This is a genomic window from Oceanisphaera psychrotolerans (assembly GCF_001870485.1).
Classification (GTDB): Bacteria; Pseudomonadota; Gammaproteobacteria; order Enterobacterales; family Aeromonadaceae; genus Oceanimonas; species Oceanimonas psychrotolerans.
In genome coordinates this window covers 48,418-63,282 of the sequence record NZ_MDKE01000008.1, presented here as the reverse complement: position 1 = coordinate 63,282, position 14,865 = coordinate 48,418, and the positions used below count along the sequence as shown (strand labels likewise).

Sequence of the window (14,865 nt, the reverse complement as noted above, 5' to 3'; positions counted from 1 at the left end):
TGTGTCTCCCTCTGCTATCAGCGAAGGCGCTATTGTACGCAAAAAAATGCCCAGCAGGGCTGGGCGAAGACTTAGTGCTTAATTGCAGTGGCATTACATTGGAGCGGGGGACGGCCGGAAGGTTCCCGTTAAATGTGCCAAAAAGGGAAAATTTATCACGGTGGTTCAGCTTGACAGTCATCGACCATGAAACGTAGATTTTAAACAGTTGTTTTATTTCGAGGCCGGATCGTGAGCAAAAAAGACACCAAGCAGAAGATACTCAATGCCGCCGAGGTGTTGTTTGCCGAGCAGGGGTTCAACGATACCTCGCTGCGGCGGATCACCGGCGCGGCCGACGTTAATCTGGCTTCGGTCAACTATCATTTCGGCTCCAAGAAAGACCTGATCAAGGCGGTGATGGATCGCTACCTGGCTATTTTCATGCCCAGGGTCGATGCGGCGCTGCGGCAACTGCTTACAGAGCCCGCCATTAACCTGCATCAGGTATTCGACTGCTTCGTGGCGCCACTGATGGAGCTCAGGGTGATCAAGCGTCGGGGACCCGAAACCTTTTTGCAACTGTTGGGGCGGGGTTATATCGATAATCAGGGATTTTTACGCTGGTTTATCGTCAATCATTATGGCGAGGTAATGGAGCATTTTACCCAGGCCATTCACAAGGCGGTGCCTGAGTTGTCATCGGCCGATGTGTTCTGGCGACTGCATTTCACCCTGGGAACCGTGGTATTCACCATGGCGTCGAGTGACGCACTGCGGGAGATTGCCAAAGCCGATTTCGATGAAGACATCGATGTGGAAGGTCTGGTGCGTAAGGTGATTCCTTATCTGGCCAGCGGCGTCGGCGCCACTCCCTGTTGAGTGACTCTACCGGTTAATGAGGAGAGGGAACATGAGTTTGCGCAAGAAGTGGATCAGTGAACCGGCCTTTGCCACCTTCAAGAAGATTCTGCCGCCGCTGTCGGTGACCGAGCGTGAAGCGATGGAAGCCGGTTCGGTCTGGTGGGATGGTGAACTGTTCGGCGGCAAGCCGGACTGGTCAACGCTGATGGCGTATGGCCCCTCGACCCTGACCGATGAAGAACAGCAGTTTCTCGATAACCAGGTGGACACCCTGCTGACCATGCTGGACGATCATTATATCGTCAACGATGAACGGGAGCTGCCCGAGCCGGTGTGGGATTACATCAAGCAGGAAGGCTTTTTCTCGCTGATCATCCCTGAATCCTACGGCGGCCGCGATTTTTCCGCCTATGCCAACTCCACCATAGTGGCACGCATCGCGTCGCGCAGCGTCAGTGCCGCCGTGACCGTCATGGTGCCGAATTCTCTGGGCCCCGGCGAGTTGTTGATGCACTACGGCACCGATGAGCAGAAAAACCACTGGCTGCCGGGCCTGGCCCGGGGCACCGAGGTGCCTTGCTTCGCCCTCACCGGGCCGGAGGCCGGCTCCGATGCCGGGGCCATTCCCGACAGCGGTGTGGTATGTCACGGAGACCACGATGGCGAGCAGGTACTGGGCATTCTTCTGAACTGGGACAAGCGTTATATCACGCTGGCGCCACGAGCCACGGTGCTGGGACTGGCCTTCAAACTGTTCGATCCCGACGGGCTGCTGGGCGGTGAGAAGGAGCCTGGCATCACCTGTGCGCTGATACCGACCAGCCACCCGGGAGTCGAGCTGGGCGACCGTCACTTCCCCATGGGGCTGGCTTTTCTGAACGGCACCACGCGCGGCCAGGATGTGTTCATTCCCATAGACTGGATCATCGGTGGCCCGGACTATGCGGGCCGGGGTTGGCGCATGCTGGTGGAATGCCTGTCGGCGGGGCGGGGTATTTCTCTGCCGGCGCTGGGCACAGCCAGTGGCCACCTGGCGGTACGCAGCACCAGCGCCTATGCCTTTGTGCGCAAGCAATTCGGTTTGTCCATCGGCAAGTTCGAAGGGGTGCAGGAAGCCCTGGCCCGGATCGGTGGCCTGACCTATCAGCTGGAAGCGACCCGGCGGCTGACCACCCGGGCGCTGGACCTGAACGAAAGCCCGGCCATCGTCACCGCCATCTCCAAATATCACATGACCGAAATGGCCCGGATGGTGCTTGATGACGCCATGGACGTGCACGCCGGCAAGGCAATCCAGATGGGGCCCAGGAACTACCTGGCGCACAACTACATGGGCATCCCGGTGGCGATCACGGTGGAGGGGGCCAATATTCTGACCCGCAACCTGATGATCTTCGGCCAGGGAGCCACCCGTTGCCATCCTTATGTATTGCAGGAGCTGGAGGCGGCCGCCAACCCGGATAAACAGGCGGGGCTGGAAGCCTTTGATCGACTGCTGTTCAAGCACATCGGCTTTGCCACCGGCAACGTATTCGGTGCGCTCTGGCAGGGGCTGAGTGGCGCCCGTTTCAACGGCGCCCCGGTGTCTGGTGAAACGGCGTGTTACTACCGGCAACTGGCACGGATGAGCAAGGCGCTGGCACTCTGTGCCGATGTGTCGATGCTGTTGCTGGGCGGTGAGCTCAAGCGCAAGGAGATGATCTCGGCCCGGTTGGGCGATGTGCTGAGTCATCTCTATCTGGGGAGCGCCACCCTCAAGTTCTTTGAGGACAATGGTCGCCCCGCCGACGAACTGCCGTTCGTGCATTATGCGCTGAGCCGTAACCTGTACCTGATTGGCGAGGCGTTGGACGGTTTCTTCCAGAATTTCCCCAATCGACCGGTGGCGTTGACCCTGAAGGCGCTGATCTTTCCGTTGGGTAACCGCTATAAAAAGCCGTTGGACAAACATGCCCAGGCCATCGGCAAGTTGCTGATGATCCCGGGTGGAATACGCGATCGGCTGACGGCGCTCTGTTATGTCCCCACCGCAGACGAGCCGGGCCTGGGCGAGGTGGAAGCCGCCTTTCTGGCCATGGTGTCGGTGCAGGGAATCGAGAAAAAACTGCGTCAGGCGCAAAAGGACGGCACCCTGCCGCGCAAGCTGGCCTTCGATGAACTGCTGGCTCAGGCCAGGGGGCAGGGCATTATCGATGATACCGAGGTGCAGAAGCTGAAGCAGGCCGATGAACGGCGGCGCAACGCCATCGCGGTCGACAGCTTCAAACCCGGCGAGCTGAGCCGGGCAGCGACGGGCAGCAACAAGTCCGAGGTTGCCTGAGGTCTGTTTACAGCACGAGAGCCAAACAAGAAAGCCGTCCCGAAGGACGGCTTTCTTTATCCATAAACCAGAAGGCTTATTCGACGGTCAGGATCTTGCAGGTGTTGGTGCTGCCTACCACTTCCATCATGTCGCCGTGGGTCAACAGGACCAGATCACCGCTGTTCACGTAACCGGCCTGTTTCAGCGTCGCCAGTGCTTCACGGCTGATCTCGGTGTTGCTCTGGCTTTCACTGTGCTTGAAGTAAACCGGGGTCACACCACGATACATGTTGCTCCAGGCCAGGGTCTTTTCTTCGCCGGACAGGGAGAAAATCGGCAGGCCGGAGCTGATGCGAGACATCAGCAGCGGCGTGGTGCCGGAATGGGTCAGCGCGACGATGGCTTTCACTCCTTGCAGGTGGTTGGCCGCATACATGGTGGACATGGCCACGGTTTCTTCCACCGAGGTGAAGGTATAGTTCATCCGGTGGTTGGACACATTGACGCTGGGGTGTTTTTCGGCACCCAGACAGACTTCGGCCATGGCCTTGACGGTTTCAATCGGAAAGTCGCCGGCGGCGGTTTCGGCTGACAGCATGACCGCATCGGTGCCATCCAGCACGGCATTGGCCACGTCCATGACTTCGGCCCGGGTCGGCAGCGGTGCGGTGATCATCGATTCCATCATCTGGGTGGCGGTGATGACCACGCGGTTCAGGCGGCGGGAAGTGCGGATCAGCTTCTTCTGTACGCCGACCAGTTCGGGATCGCCGATTTCAACCCCCAGGTCACCCCGGGCCACCATGACCACATCGGAGGCCAGGATCACGTCTTCCATGGCGGCATCGGTAGCCACGGCTTCGGCACGTTCTACCTTGGCAACCATCTTGGCGTTGCTGCCGGCGGCGCGGGCCAGTTCACGCGCGATGCGCATATCTTCACCGGTACGGGGAAAAGACACGGCCAGATAGTCGACACCGATTTTGGCGGCGGTGATGATGTCTTCCTTGTCTTTCTCGGTCAGTGCCGGCGCAGAGAGGCCGCCGCCTTTCTTGTTGATGCCCTTGTTATTGGACAGGGGGCCGGCCACGGTGACTTCGGTCAGTACCTTGTTGCCGTCCACGTTTTCCACCCGCAGCTGTACCCGGCCGTCGTCGAGCAGCAGGATATCGCCGGCTTTCACGTCTTTGGGCAGCTCTTTATAGTCGATACCGACTTGCTGCTGATCGCCCGCACCCTTGGGCAGGTCGGCATCCAGCACGAACTTGTCGCCGATGTTCAGGTGAATCTTGCCGTCCTTGAAGGTAGACACACGGATCTTGGGACCTTGCAGATCGCCCAGAATAGCGACGTGTTTGCCCAGTTTCCTGGCAATTTCGCGTACCCGGTTGGCTCGTTCCTGGTGATCTTCGGCGGTACCGTGGGAAAAATTCATCCGCACCACGTTGGCGCCGGCCTTGATGATGCCTTCGAGATTATTGTCGCGATCGGTAGCCGGACCCAGGGTAGTAACTATCTTGGTACGTCTTAACATAAGAGACTCCAATTGAGAGATAAATCAAATAAAGAGGGCAGATTCATGCGCTGTTTCAAGCCGGGCGGACCAAAAACAGCAAAGGAAGAATGGGTGTCTGCAGACGGGAGTTTCGAAGCCGGTGTGAAAGTCGTAATGTGGGACGTTCGACTGGTGTTGAATGGCTTGCTCACGGTCTGGTGCTGCATCCTTGGTGGATTAAATTGTTATCGATAATAACCGAAGAAAATGGAAAAGTGTAGACAGCGTCACAAAAATGGCCGCTGTTCAGCGGCCATTTGGTCAGAATCAAAGGTGGGGGTTATCGAAACGTGAGTTTTTTATCCCTTCCTTAACTTTTCGCAGGTTCTCTCTGAATTTGCTGCCACGGCGCAGAATGAAGCCGGTGGCCAGCACGTCAATCAGTACCATCTGAGCCAATCGTGAGGCCATCGGCAGATAAACGTCGGTATCTTCCGGCACTTCCATCGATAATACCATGCTGCATTCTCGTGCCAGAGGAGAGTCTTTGGCGGTCAGGCCGATGACGATGGCATCATTCTGGCGAGCCAGCTGGGCGATTTCGACCAGTGCCTTGGTACGGCCGGTGTGGGAGATCAGGACGACTACATCGCCTTCCGTACTGTTGATGCAGCTCATGCGCATCATCACCACGTCATCGAAGCACAGCACCGGCACATTGAAGCGGAAAAACTTGTTCATGGCATCGTGTGCTACGGCCGACGAGGCTCCCAGCCCGAAAAACGACAGCTTCTTGGCCTGGGTCAGCAAATCGACGCAGCGATTGACTGCCTGCGGGTCCAGGGTGTTACGCGCCGAGTCGAGACAGGCCATGCTGGATTCGAAAATTTTGGCGGTATAGGACTCGGGACCGTCATCTTCTTCCACATGACGGTTTACATAGGGAGTACCGTTGGCCAGGCTCTGGGCCAGATGCAGCTTGAAGTCGGGGAAGCCTTTGGTATCGAGCCGGCGGCAGAAGCGATTGACGGTGGGCTCGCTCACATCTGCCAGCTTGGCCAGGGTGGCAATGCTGGAATGGATGGCAGTTTGCGGGGAGGCGAGGATCACTTCCGCCACTTTCCTTTCAGACTTGCTGAAACTTTCGATATTTTTTGTAATTTTTTCTAGAGTATTCATCTGGATTACCGGGCTCGATGGTACGGGCCAGGACTGACCCTGGACGGCGTAAAGACTGGAACCACTATACAGGACAATCGGTTGAGTAGAGAGTCTCACGCGACCAAAGTATGACGGAGCGCGGAAAAAACCGTTGCAAGTTGAAAGTCGGAGCAAAAAAGTTGTTGCTCAGCAACAAACGAAATGAAAGGTTCACCAGGTTACGGATACAAAAAGCCCCGTTGCCGGGGCTCTTCATGAGGTGAATCGCGATCAGGCCAGTTCGCCCCAGAGATCGTACTCGTCGGAATGGGTGATGGTGACCTGTACCATCTGGCCGGGGATGAGATCGGTTTCGCCGTTCAGATAGACCACCCCGTCGATTTCCGGCGCATCGGCGCTGGAACGACCGATGGCACCTTCTTCGTCGACTTCGTCGATCAGCACCTGTACCACCTTGCCGACTTTCTGCGCCAGCTTGCGGGTGGACACTTCCTGCTGCAGCGCCATGAAGCGCTCGAACCGTTCCTGCTTGACGTCTTCCGGCACCGGATCCGCCAGTTCGTTGGCGCGAGCACCCTCTACCGGGCTGTAGGTGAAGCAACCGACCCGATCCAGCTCGGCCTGTTCGATGAAGTCGAGCAGCAGCTGGAAATCTTCTTCGGTTTCACCGGGAAAGCCGACGATAAAGGTGGAGCGAATGGTGATTTCCGGGCAGATTTCACGCCAGCTGCGGATGCGCTCCAGGGTGCGATCCACCGCGCCGGGGCGCTTCATCAGCTTGAGGATGCGTGGGCTGGCGTGCTGCAGCGGAATATCCAGATAAGGCAATATTTTGCCGTCGCGCATCAGCGGGATCAAATCATCCACGTGCGGGTAGGGGTACACATAGTGCAGCCGTACCCAGACGCCCATCTTGCCCAGCTCTTCGCACAGCGCCTGAATATGGGTCTTGACCGGCATGCCGTCGGCGAAACCGGTCTTGTGCTTCACATCCACCCCGTAGGCGGAGGTGTCCTGAGAGATCACCAGCAGCTCCTTCACGCCGGCGTTGGCCAGGCGGCGGGCTTCGGACAGCACATCGCCGATGGGGCGGCTGTCCAGATCGCCGCGCATCGAGGGGATGATGCAGAAGGTGCACTTGTGGTTACAGCCTTCGGAAATTTTCAGGTAGGCGAAATGCTTGGGCGTGAGCTTGACGCCCTGCTCGGGTACCAGGTTGACGAAGGGATTGTATTCCGGCCGCGGCACATAGCGATGCACGTGCTCCAGCACCTGCTCGTAGGAGTGAGGACCGGTGATTTCCAGCACCTTGGGGTGTACTTCACGGATTTGATCTTCCTTGGCGCCCAGACAGCCGGTGACGATCACCTTGCCGTTTTCACTCAGGGCCTCGCCCACCGCTTCCAGGGATTCCTGCACGGCGCTGTCGATAAAACCACAAGTATTGACGATCACCAGATCGGCATCATCGTAGGAAGGCACCACATCATAACCTTCAATACGCAGCTGGGTCAGAATTCGCTCGGAGTCGACCAGATTTTTAGGGCAACCGAGGCTGACAAACCCGATGCGGGGTACATTGCTGTCTATCATTGCTTGTTTTTTGACCAAATCAACAGGGGAGGGCGGCAATTGTAGCGCAAACAGGCAGGTCAGAACAGTAAACCATCAAGGGTCTCACTGAGGGCCTAATTACCTTCTTCATTGACGGAAATAAACGGGGCACTTGTTGTCAGGCACGCCTTCGCCTACCGTGCCACCGTGACGTTCTCCGCCTCAAAAAACGTCATTCAGCTTGCGGCCATGCAAACAGCCCTTGTCGACATGGATATACAGGTAAGCGCGGATCACTCGCTGGGATAATTTATACAAACTCCCGAGGAGCTAACCTTTTTGGAATCCCGTCCCTCCGATTCCAGCATGTAATGTCGCAATGAGCGGGCAGGTGATATCGCCCTGCTGTGCGTGGCATTGGTCGACCATTTCAGCCAGCACTTTCTCTATTTTCTCCAGCCTGTCGATCTTCTCACGCACGTCCCTCAACTTGTGCTCGGCGAGAGCACCGGCTTCCTGACAGTGGGTGCCATCTTCCAGCCGGAGCAGGTCGCCGATCTCGTCGAGGCTAAAGCCCAACTGCTGCGCCGTTTTCACAAACATCAACCTGTCGATATCGGCGTAACCATAGCGTCGAATACCGCCGGGAGGACGTTTGGGCTCCTGCAATAGTCCTCGTCGCTGGTAATAGCGGATCGTCTCGACATGCACATTAGCCGCCTTGGCCAGGCCCCCGATGGTCAGTGAGTTCGATTTATCCGACATATGCCTTGACTCCGTAGCTGACTACGGAAGTAACCTTATCTTAACGAACAAGGTGATGAAAGGGATAAGTGCCATGTCGAATTCTAAATCGGGCTACGGCCCTCTGGCTGTTGGGGGGATAGCGGCGCTGTTAGCCACGGGCAATGCCGGATATCCCTTCACCGTGAAGTCCTTGGAAACGGATAGGGAGTGACCATGAAGAACCCTAAGACCCTGCTGCGTGTGAGTGTGATTGGCACCGCCCTGGTGGTGTTGTGCTGCTTCACGCCGATCCTGGTGATTCTGCTGGGTGCCGTGGGCCTGGCAGCCCTGACGGGCTATCTCGACTACGTCCTGCTTCCAGCCCTGGCCGTATTCATCGGCCTGACCCTTTATGCGCTATGGCGCAAGAGGCAATACGATGCCTGCTGTGACAACACGGCTACAGATTCAAGGAATTCCCCTCATGAGTGACGACAACAACCCGCATATCGCAGTGATCGGAAGCGGCGGGGCGGCGATGGCGGCCGCCCTGAAGGCGGCCGAGCGCGGTGCCCGCATTACTCTGATAGAGCGCAGCACCATTGGTGGTACTTGCGTGAATATCGGCTGCGTGCCCTCGAAGATACTGATCCGTGCCGCGTATGTCGCACACCTGCGCAAGGAGAGTCCCTTCGACGACGGGTTGAGTGCCGAGGCTCCGGTGGTGGATCGGTCGAAGCTGCTCCAGCAACAGCAGGCGCGTGTCGATGAATTGCGCGACGCCAAGTACGAAAGCATATTGCGTGACCACCCGGCTATCACGGTCCTGAACGGTGAGGCCCGATTTGTTGACGCCGAGAGCCTGACCGTCAAGCTGAATGGAGGCGGCGAGCAGACCGTCCGTTTCGATCGTGCCTTTATCGGCACCGGCGCTCGCCCCGCCGAGCCGTCGTTGCCTGGGTTAGCCGAGACGCCCTACCTGAGCTCTACCAGTGCGCTGACACTGGACAGCATTCCCGAACGGCTGATCGTGATCGGTGCCGGGTTTGTCGCTTTGGAATTGGCCCAGGCGTTTGCCCGATTGGGTAGCCAGGTCACGGTGCTGGCTCGCAGCCGTTTACTCTCCCGGGAAGACCCAGCGGTGGGTGACGCCGTGGAAGCAGCGTTTCAGCGTGAGGGTATTAATGTGCTCAAGCAGATCCAGGTGAACCGTGTGGGCTACGCTAACAGTGAGTTTGTGCTAGACACCAGCACCGGGACATTGCTGGCGGATCAACTGCTTGTGGCCACCGGACGAACACCCAATACCGAAGCGTTGAACCTGGAAGGCATCGGCGTGGAAACCGCACGTGGCGCTATTTTGGTAGATGATCACATGCAAACTACCGTACCGGGCATATATGCCGCCGGTGACTGTACCGATCAGCCGCAGTTCGTCTATGTCGCGGCTGCGGGGGGCAGCCGGGCAGCCATCAACATGATGGGGGGAGAAGCGTCCCTTGATCTCGGCATCGTACCGGGCGTGATGTTTACCGAGCCCCAGGTCGCCACCGTTGGCTTGACCGAAGCCGAGGCCATCAAACGGGGCTTCAGCGTCGATACCCGAGTGCTTGGCTTGGAGAACGTGCCGCGTGCGCTGGTCAATTTCGAAACCGGGGGCTTCATCAGGATGGTGGCAGAGCGCGATACAGGTCGGTTACTGGGAGTCCAGGTGGTTGCGGGGGAAGCGGGTGAGCTCATCCAGACCGCCGTGATGGCACTCCGCGCCCGCATGACAGTGCAGGCCATCGGCGATGAATTTTTCCCCTACCTGACCATGGTCGAAGGACTCAAGCTTTGTGCGCAGACCTTCACCAGGGATGTGAAACAGTTGTCCTGCTGTGCAGGGTGATATCTTTCCTTGCCTTTCAATCAACCTGGCGGAGAAAGCGGCAATTGCAGCGCAAACAGGCAGGCCAGTAAACCATCAAAGCCCTGTGAGGGGCCTATCCACCATGGTTGATTCGGATCCAAGCTCGTCCCATATCAAAAATGGCTGAGCGACGGGTAAGCACTCCCTGGCCTTGTGTCGGTACCAGACATCAGCAGGGCCTGCGCCTTGTCAGTGCTTTTCTGGTACCCCGATGTTTCCTGGCTGTCGCGCAGCAGTTTTACCTGCTGCCAGCCTTATTCCCATGTAAAGCGGATTTGTTCTTTACCCACAGCAGGTACATCTACCCTGACCACCGCTTTGGCATTTGGCTCAGGGTTGATCCCTGCTCCTTCAAGGGCATTGTCTCCGGCAGGTGCAAGCGGGATTTGTGATTTCTTGCCACCGCTGAGCAAGATCAGCTCGCCACTGGCGGCGGAGGCATCGATGGGGGTGCCATGGTCGCTTAAATAAACCCTGGTCACATTGGGTTGGGCGACCAGCTCTATTGTGATGGCCTTGCCTTCGGTGATCAGGCCTCCGTGGGGCGGGGTGAGATCCCCATGGGCATGTACCCAGCAGGGTAACAGCAGGTTGATGGCCAGCAAAACATGTTTTTTCATCGGTAATCTTCCTTCGTTAACCTATCAGAACGCATCATCGGATTTATCTTCAAGCAGCATGTTCAGGGGCGCCTGTCCGTACAGCCAGAACATCAGCGGTGTTAACAGGGTATCCAGCAGGGTGGAGCTCACCAGCCCACCGAAAATGACCACGGCGACCGGATGCAGTATTTCCTTGCCGGGTGCATCGGCCGCCAGCAGCAGTGGAAACAGCGCAAAGGCGGCCACCAGCGCCGTCATCAGTACCGGTGTCAGCCGCTCCAGCGAGCCACGGACTATCATGTCTTTGCCGAAGGTTTCGCCTTCAAATTTACATAGATTGATGTAGTGGCTGATCTTGAGAATACCGTTTCGGGTGGCTATTCCGGTCAGGGTGATAAAGCCCACCAGAGAGGCGACCGACAGCGAAATATCCGCCAGCCACATGGCGGCTACACTGCCAATCAGGGCCATGGGAATATTGCCCATGATCATCAGCGCCAGCCGAGATGAACGGTAACGGCTGTAGAGCACCATGAAGATCAGTGAAAAAGACACCAAAGACAGCAGGGCAATCAGCCGGGTCGCCTGCTCCTGGGCCTGGAACTGGCCTTCGAGGTTGATGAAGTATCCTTCCGGCAAAGGCGTGGCGGCGATGGTCTGACGGATCTGCGTAACCACCGCCGACAGGTCCGAGCCATCGGTATTGGCGGCAATCACGATGCGACGGCGGCTGTTTTCCCGGCCAATCTGATTAGGGCCGTCATCTTCCTCTATGCTGGCGACCCGGGACAAGGGGATCCTGCCATGGGGGGAGTCAATCAGCATGTTGGCCAGGCCTTGAGGGTTACGCTCATTGTCGGGCAGGCGCACCACCAGGTTGAAGCGCTTGTTGCCGTCGATGATCTGGGTGACCGTATCCCCCTCGGTGAGGGTTTCCAGGCTTGACAGCAGCTGACCGGGAGAAATGCCGTATAACGCGGCCTTCGTATAATCGAGGCGGATTTTGATCTGCGGGATCAGCACTTGCTTCTCAATTTGCAGATCGGTCAGCCCGGGTATCAGCAGCAGTTGTTCACGCAGACTGGCGGCCTGTCCGCGCAGGGTATCGAGATCATCCCCGAAGATCTTGATGGCAATCTGGGCCCGCACCCCGGACAGCAGATGATCCAGCCGGTGTGAAATGGGCTGCCCCAGCAGGGCAACGGCGGGAAGCGGGGCCAGCTGGGCGCGGATATCCGCCATGATTGCTTCTTTCGTACGCTCGCTTGGCTTCAGATCCACATCCAGCTCGCTGGAGTGCACCCCTTCGGCATGCTCATCCAGTTCGGCTCGGCCGGTACGGCGACCGACGCTTTTTACCTCGGGGACAGTCAGAATCGCGGTTTCGGCCAGCCGGCCAATGCGGTTGGATTCTTCCAGCGAGGTGCCCGGGTTAAGCAGCAGACTGATGGTCAGGGTACCTTCATTGAACGCAGGCAGGAAGGCGCGCGGAAAGAAGGGAACGGTGGCGACGGCCAGCAACAGCAGGCCACAGGCACCCAGCAACAGGGGCCGGGCATGGTCAAAACTGGCAAGTAGCAGGCGTTTATCCCACTTCTTCAGCCATGTCACCAGGAAGGAGTCGCCATGAGATATGCGTTTCATCCTGGGCAGCAGGTAAAAACACATGACCGGGGTCACGGTCAAAGCCACCACCATACTGGCGAGAATGGAGGTAATATAGGCAATGCCCAGTGGTACAAACAGCCGCCCTTCTATGCCGGGCAAGGCAAACAGGGGGACAAACACCAGCACCACCACCAGGGTGGCAATCACCACCCCGGAGCGTACTTCGTTACAGGCGGCGGCGATGGTGTTGATGATCCGGCAATGCCGTGGGGTTTGCGTTGCTTGAGGCGGCGGAGCACGTTCTCCACATCCACCAACGCATCATCGACCAGTTCGCCGATGGCAATGGCGAGTCCGCCCAGGGTCATGACATTGATCGACAGCCCCATCAGCTTGAACACCAACGCCGTGACTGCCATCGAGAGCGGAATTGCCGTCAACGAGATCAGCGTGGTACGTACATTGAGCAGGAACAGAAACAGGATCACCGCCACCATGATGGCGCCATCGCGCAGAGCTTCCTGCACGTTGAAGATCGAAGCTTCGATAAAGTCAGCCTGGCGGAAGGATATCTGCGGTGGTGTCATGCCCGGGGGGAGGGAATGACGCAGTTCCGCCAGGGCCAGCTCGATGTCGTCGGTGAGGCTGACCGTATCGGCATTGGGCTGTTTCTGCACACTGACAATCACGGCCGGATGACCGTTAAAGCCGGCATCGCCCCGCTTGGTGGCGGCGGCGAACTTGACCTCGGCAATCTGCTTGAGCTGAATGGGGTTGTCGTTGCGCACCGCCACCGCGATATTCTTGAGATCTTCCAGCCGGGTAGTACGCCCCAGGTTGCGGATCAGGTATTCACGGGCATTCTTTTCCAGAAAGCCCCCGCTGGTATTACTGGAAAACGCCGCCAGCGCCTGGTCCAGCTGCGAGAAGCTGATATCCAGCTGATTCATCAGGGCCGTGTTGGGTTCTACCCGGAATTGCCGGACCTCGCCACCGATGGGAATGACCTGGGCAATACCCGGGATCGAAAGCAGGCGAGGGCGCAGGATAAAATCCACATACTCGCGTACCTGCATCGGACTTGCCCCGTTACCATCGGCAGGAAAGGCGATCAGCATGATCTCACCCATCACGGATGAAATCGGGCCCATGGTGGGGCTTACCCCGGCGGGTAACTGTTCCCGTATCTCATTGAGCCGTTCGGAAACCAGCTGCCGGTTGCGGTAGATGTCCGATCCCCAGTCAAACTCGGCATACACAATGGAGAGGCCCACACCGGACACGGAGCGAACCCGGGTAACGCCGGGCATGCCGTTGAGTCGGGTCTCCAAGGGAAAAGTGACCAGCTGCTCGACTTCTTCCGGTGCCATACCTCCGGCTTCGGTCATGATGGTCACGGTCGGCTTGTTCAGATCCGGGAACACATCCACCGGCATCTGCCAGGCGGTAATTCCGCCGTATATCATCAGTATCAGGGCCACGACCAGCACCATCAGGCGGTTACGTAGACTGGTGTTGACTATCCAACTAAACATACTTTCCCTCAACGGATCTGGTTAAGCAGGGTGGTGCCTTGCACCACCACACGCTGCTGTTCCCGCAGGCCGGTCACGACCACCTGCTCACCATCCAGGGGCTGAACCTGGACCGGTTCGGCCACAAAATACTCGGCGTCAACATGCAGCCAGACCACCGGCTCATTGGCCGCATTCTTGACGATGGCGGAGGCCGGGAGCGGCATGCCGCGCAGGGTCTGATCGGTTTGGGCGACGATGTTCAGCAATTGCCCTAGCACCAGATCACGGGCATTATCCGCCCGGAACAGCAGAGGAACCGCGCCTTCACGCAGGGCTTTGCCACTGCCGATATAGGTAAGGGGCGTGGTGTCGCTGGGGATGTTGGCCGAAATAATCCGGTTGGCGACCCTGGGGTCATAGACCTGGGCCTCGATCAGTAATCGGGCCGGGTCGATGATTTCAAACACGATCTCCTTGCTTTCCACCACCTGTCCGTTCACCACCGAGCTGGAGGCAATCACCCCATCGATGGGCGACAGCAGCAGTTCGGGTTTGACCACCCCCTGTTTCAATGCCTTTATCTGGGCGCTCAGTCCGGCCAATTCCGCTGCGGCGACATCTATTTCCTTGCGGGCTACCACTGTCGTCAATTTTCGCAAGCGCGCCAGTTCTTTCTCGGCCAGTTGACGGCGTGCTTCCCAGTCCGCGATTTGGGCGGCATGGGTCGCCAGATCGAAGGTCGAGACCGCAGGCGTGACCTGGGCCAGTATCTCTCCCCTGGCGACTTTCTGGCCTAACAGCGGCAACCCGGAAGGGCCTGCCATCAGGCGTCCGGCCTGCAAAGGCTGGACCCGGCCACTGGCATTGGGATCCATTACCACATGGCCATTGAGTTCCACGGTACGGGCAACCAGACGCTCCTCCGGTACCAGGGTTCGCAACGCCAACCGGCGCTGGGTTTCCTTTGGCAGAAACACGCGGCCATCAGGCAGACGACGGGGTTTGTCACCGGCGAACATGGCGCCGGGGTTTCCGGCAGGCTCGGCATGACCCGAGGCACCGTGATCTTCGTCACCATGGGCCTGTACCAGCAGGGGAGACAGCAGCACTAAACTTAATATCGGGATCTGTATCTTCATGGTGTG

At 58.1% G+C, this 14,865-nt stretch carries 12 protein-coding genes; 4 read left to right on the top strand and 8 right to left on the bottom strand.

Annotated elements, in window-relative coordinates:
* The first annotated feature begins 231 nt into the window (after nt 1-231).
* Both psrA and BFR47_RS03505 read left to right on the top strand, forming a co-directional pair.
* Nucleotides 232-861: a TetR family transcriptional repressor PsrA gene (gene psrA, locus BFR47_RS03510; protein WP_071471791.1), complete on the top strand. Its 630-nt coding sequence runs from the start codon at nt 232-234 to the stop codon at nt 859-861.
* Nucleotides 862-892: 31 nt separating this feature from the next.
* Nucleotides 893-3,163, top strand: coding sequence for an acyl-CoA dehydrogenase (locus BFR47_RS03505; RefSeq protein ID WP_083398989.1), 2,271 nt, complete (start codon nt 893-895; stop codon nt 3,161-3,163).
* 76 nt (nt 3,164-3,239) lie between these two features.
* Here BFR47_RS03505 and pyk read toward each other — a convergent pair whose 3' ends face one another.
* From pyk to merR, 4 genes are all read right to left on the bottom strand, one after another.
* On the bottom strand, nt 3,240-4,679 hold the full coding sequence (gene pyk / locus BFR47_RS03500) for a pyruvate kinase (RefSeq protein WP_071471789.1): 1,440 nt from the start codon (nt 4,677-4,679) through the stop codon (nt 3,240-3,242).
* A 288-nt stretch (nt 4,680-4,967) separates the two neighbouring features.
* Nucleotides 4,968-5,819, bottom strand: a complete 852-nt coding sequence (locus BFR47_RS03495) for a MurR/RpiR family transcriptional regulator (RefSeq protein ID WP_071471788.1) — start codon at nt 5,817-5,819, stop codon at nt 4,968-4,970.
* 252 nt (nt 5,820-6,071) lie between these two features.
* Nucleotides 6,072-7,394: a 30S ribosomal protein S12 methylthiotransferase RimO gene (gene rimO, locus BFR47_RS03490; protein WP_071471787.1), complete on the bottom strand. Its 1,323-nt coding sequence runs from the start codon at nt 7,392-7,394 to the stop codon at nt 6,072-6,074.
* Nucleotides 7,395-7,685: 291 nt separating this feature from the next.
* Entirely contained in the window at nt 7,686-8,120 is a 435-nt protein-coding gene (merR, locus tag BFR47_RS03485; protein ID WP_071471786.1) for a mercury resistance transcriptional regulator MerR, read from the bottom strand.
* Nucleotides 8,121-8,315: 195 nt separating this feature from the next.
* Here merR and merF point away from each other — a divergent pair, with 195 nt between their 5' ends.
* Nucleotides 8,316-8,573, top strand: a complete 258-nt coding sequence (merF, locus tag BFR47_RS03480) for a mercury resistance system transport protein MerF (protein ID WP_071471785.1) — start codon at nt 8,316-8,318, stop codon at nt 8,571-8,573.
* Nucleotides 8,566-9,972: a mercury(II) reductase gene (gene merA / locus BFR47_RS03475; RefSeq protein WP_071471784.1), complete on the top strand. Its 1,407-nt coding sequence runs from the start codon at nt 8,566-8,568 to the stop codon at nt 9,970-9,972. Before merF ends, merA begins: the two co-directional genes overlap by 8 nt.
* 275 nt (nt 9,973-10,247) lie before the next feature.
* Here the strand turns inward: merA and BFR47_RS03470 are convergent, their stop codons facing one another.
* From BFR47_RS03470 to BFR47_RS03460, 4 genes are read right to left on the bottom strand one after another with little or no spacing between them, the layout of a single operon-like run.
* Nucleotides 10,248-10,613, bottom strand: a complete 366-nt coding sequence (locus tag BFR47_RS03470; protein ID WP_071471783.1) for a hypothetical protein — start codon at nt 10,611-10,613, stop codon at nt 10,248-10,250.
* A 24-nt stretch (nt 10,614-10,637) separates the two neighbouring features.
* Nucleotides 10,638-12,413 carry an efflux RND transporter permease subunit gene (locus tag BFR47_RS18970; protein ID WP_281245930.1) on the bottom strand — a complete coding sequence of 592 codons (1,776 nt, stop codon included), beginning with the start codon at nt 12,411-12,413 and terminating at the stop codon, nt 10,638-10,640.
* Entirely contained in the window at nt 12,407-13,738 is a 1,332-nt protein-coding gene (locus BFR47_RS18965) for an efflux RND transporter permease subunit (protein WP_281245929.1), read from the bottom strand. Before BFR47_RS18965 ends, BFR47_RS18970 begins: the two co-directional genes overlap by 7 nt.
* An 8-nt stretch (nt 13,739-13,746) precedes the next feature.
* Nucleotides 13,747-14,859 (bottom strand): efflux RND transporter periplasmic adaptor subunit, encoded by a 1,113-nt coding sequence (locus tag BFR47_RS03460; protein ID WP_071471782.1) that lies wholly within the window; start codon nt 14,857-14,859, stop codon nt 13,747-13,749.
* Nucleotides 14,860-14,865 lie beyond the last annotated feature (6 nt).

Coding starts and splice junctions, on each gene's coding strand:
- BFR47_RS03505 (WP_083398989.1), top strand. CDS start 893: ATGAGTTTGCGCAAGAAGTGGATCAGTGAACCGGCCTTTGCCACCTTC.
- pyk (WP_071471789.1), bottom strand. CDS start 4,679: ATGTTAAGACGTACCAAGATAGTTACTACCCTGGGTCCGGCTACCGAT.
- BFR47_RS03495 (WP_071471788.1), bottom strand. CDS start 5,819: ATGAATACTCTAGAAAAAATTACAAAAAATATCGAAAGTTTCAGCAAG.
- rimO (WP_071471787.1), bottom strand. CDS start 7,394: ATGATAGACAGCAATGTACCCCGCATCGGGTTTGTCAGCCTCGGTTGC.
- merR (WP_071471786.1), bottom strand. CDS start 8,120: ATGTCGGATAAATCGAACTCACTGACCATCGGGGGCCTGGCCAAGGCG.
- merF (WP_071471785.1), top strand. CDS start 8,316: ATGAAGAACCCTAAGACCCTGCTGCGTGTGAGTGTGATTGGCACCGCC.
- merA (WP_071471784.1), top strand. CDS start 8,566: ATGAGTGACGACAACAACCCGCATATCGCAGTGATCGGAAGCGGCGGG.
- BFR47_RS03470 (WP_071471783.1), bottom strand. CDS start 10,613: ATGAAAAAACATGTTTTGCTGGCCATCAACCTGCTGTTACCCTGCTGG.
- BFR47_RS18965 (WP_281245929.1), bottom strand. CDS start 13,738: ATGTTTAGTTGGATAGTCAACACCAGTCTACGTAACCGCCTGATGGTG.
- BFR47_RS03460 (WP_071471782.1), bottom strand. CDS start 14,859: ATGAAGATACAGATCCCGATATTAAGTTTAGTGCTGCTGTCTCCCCTG.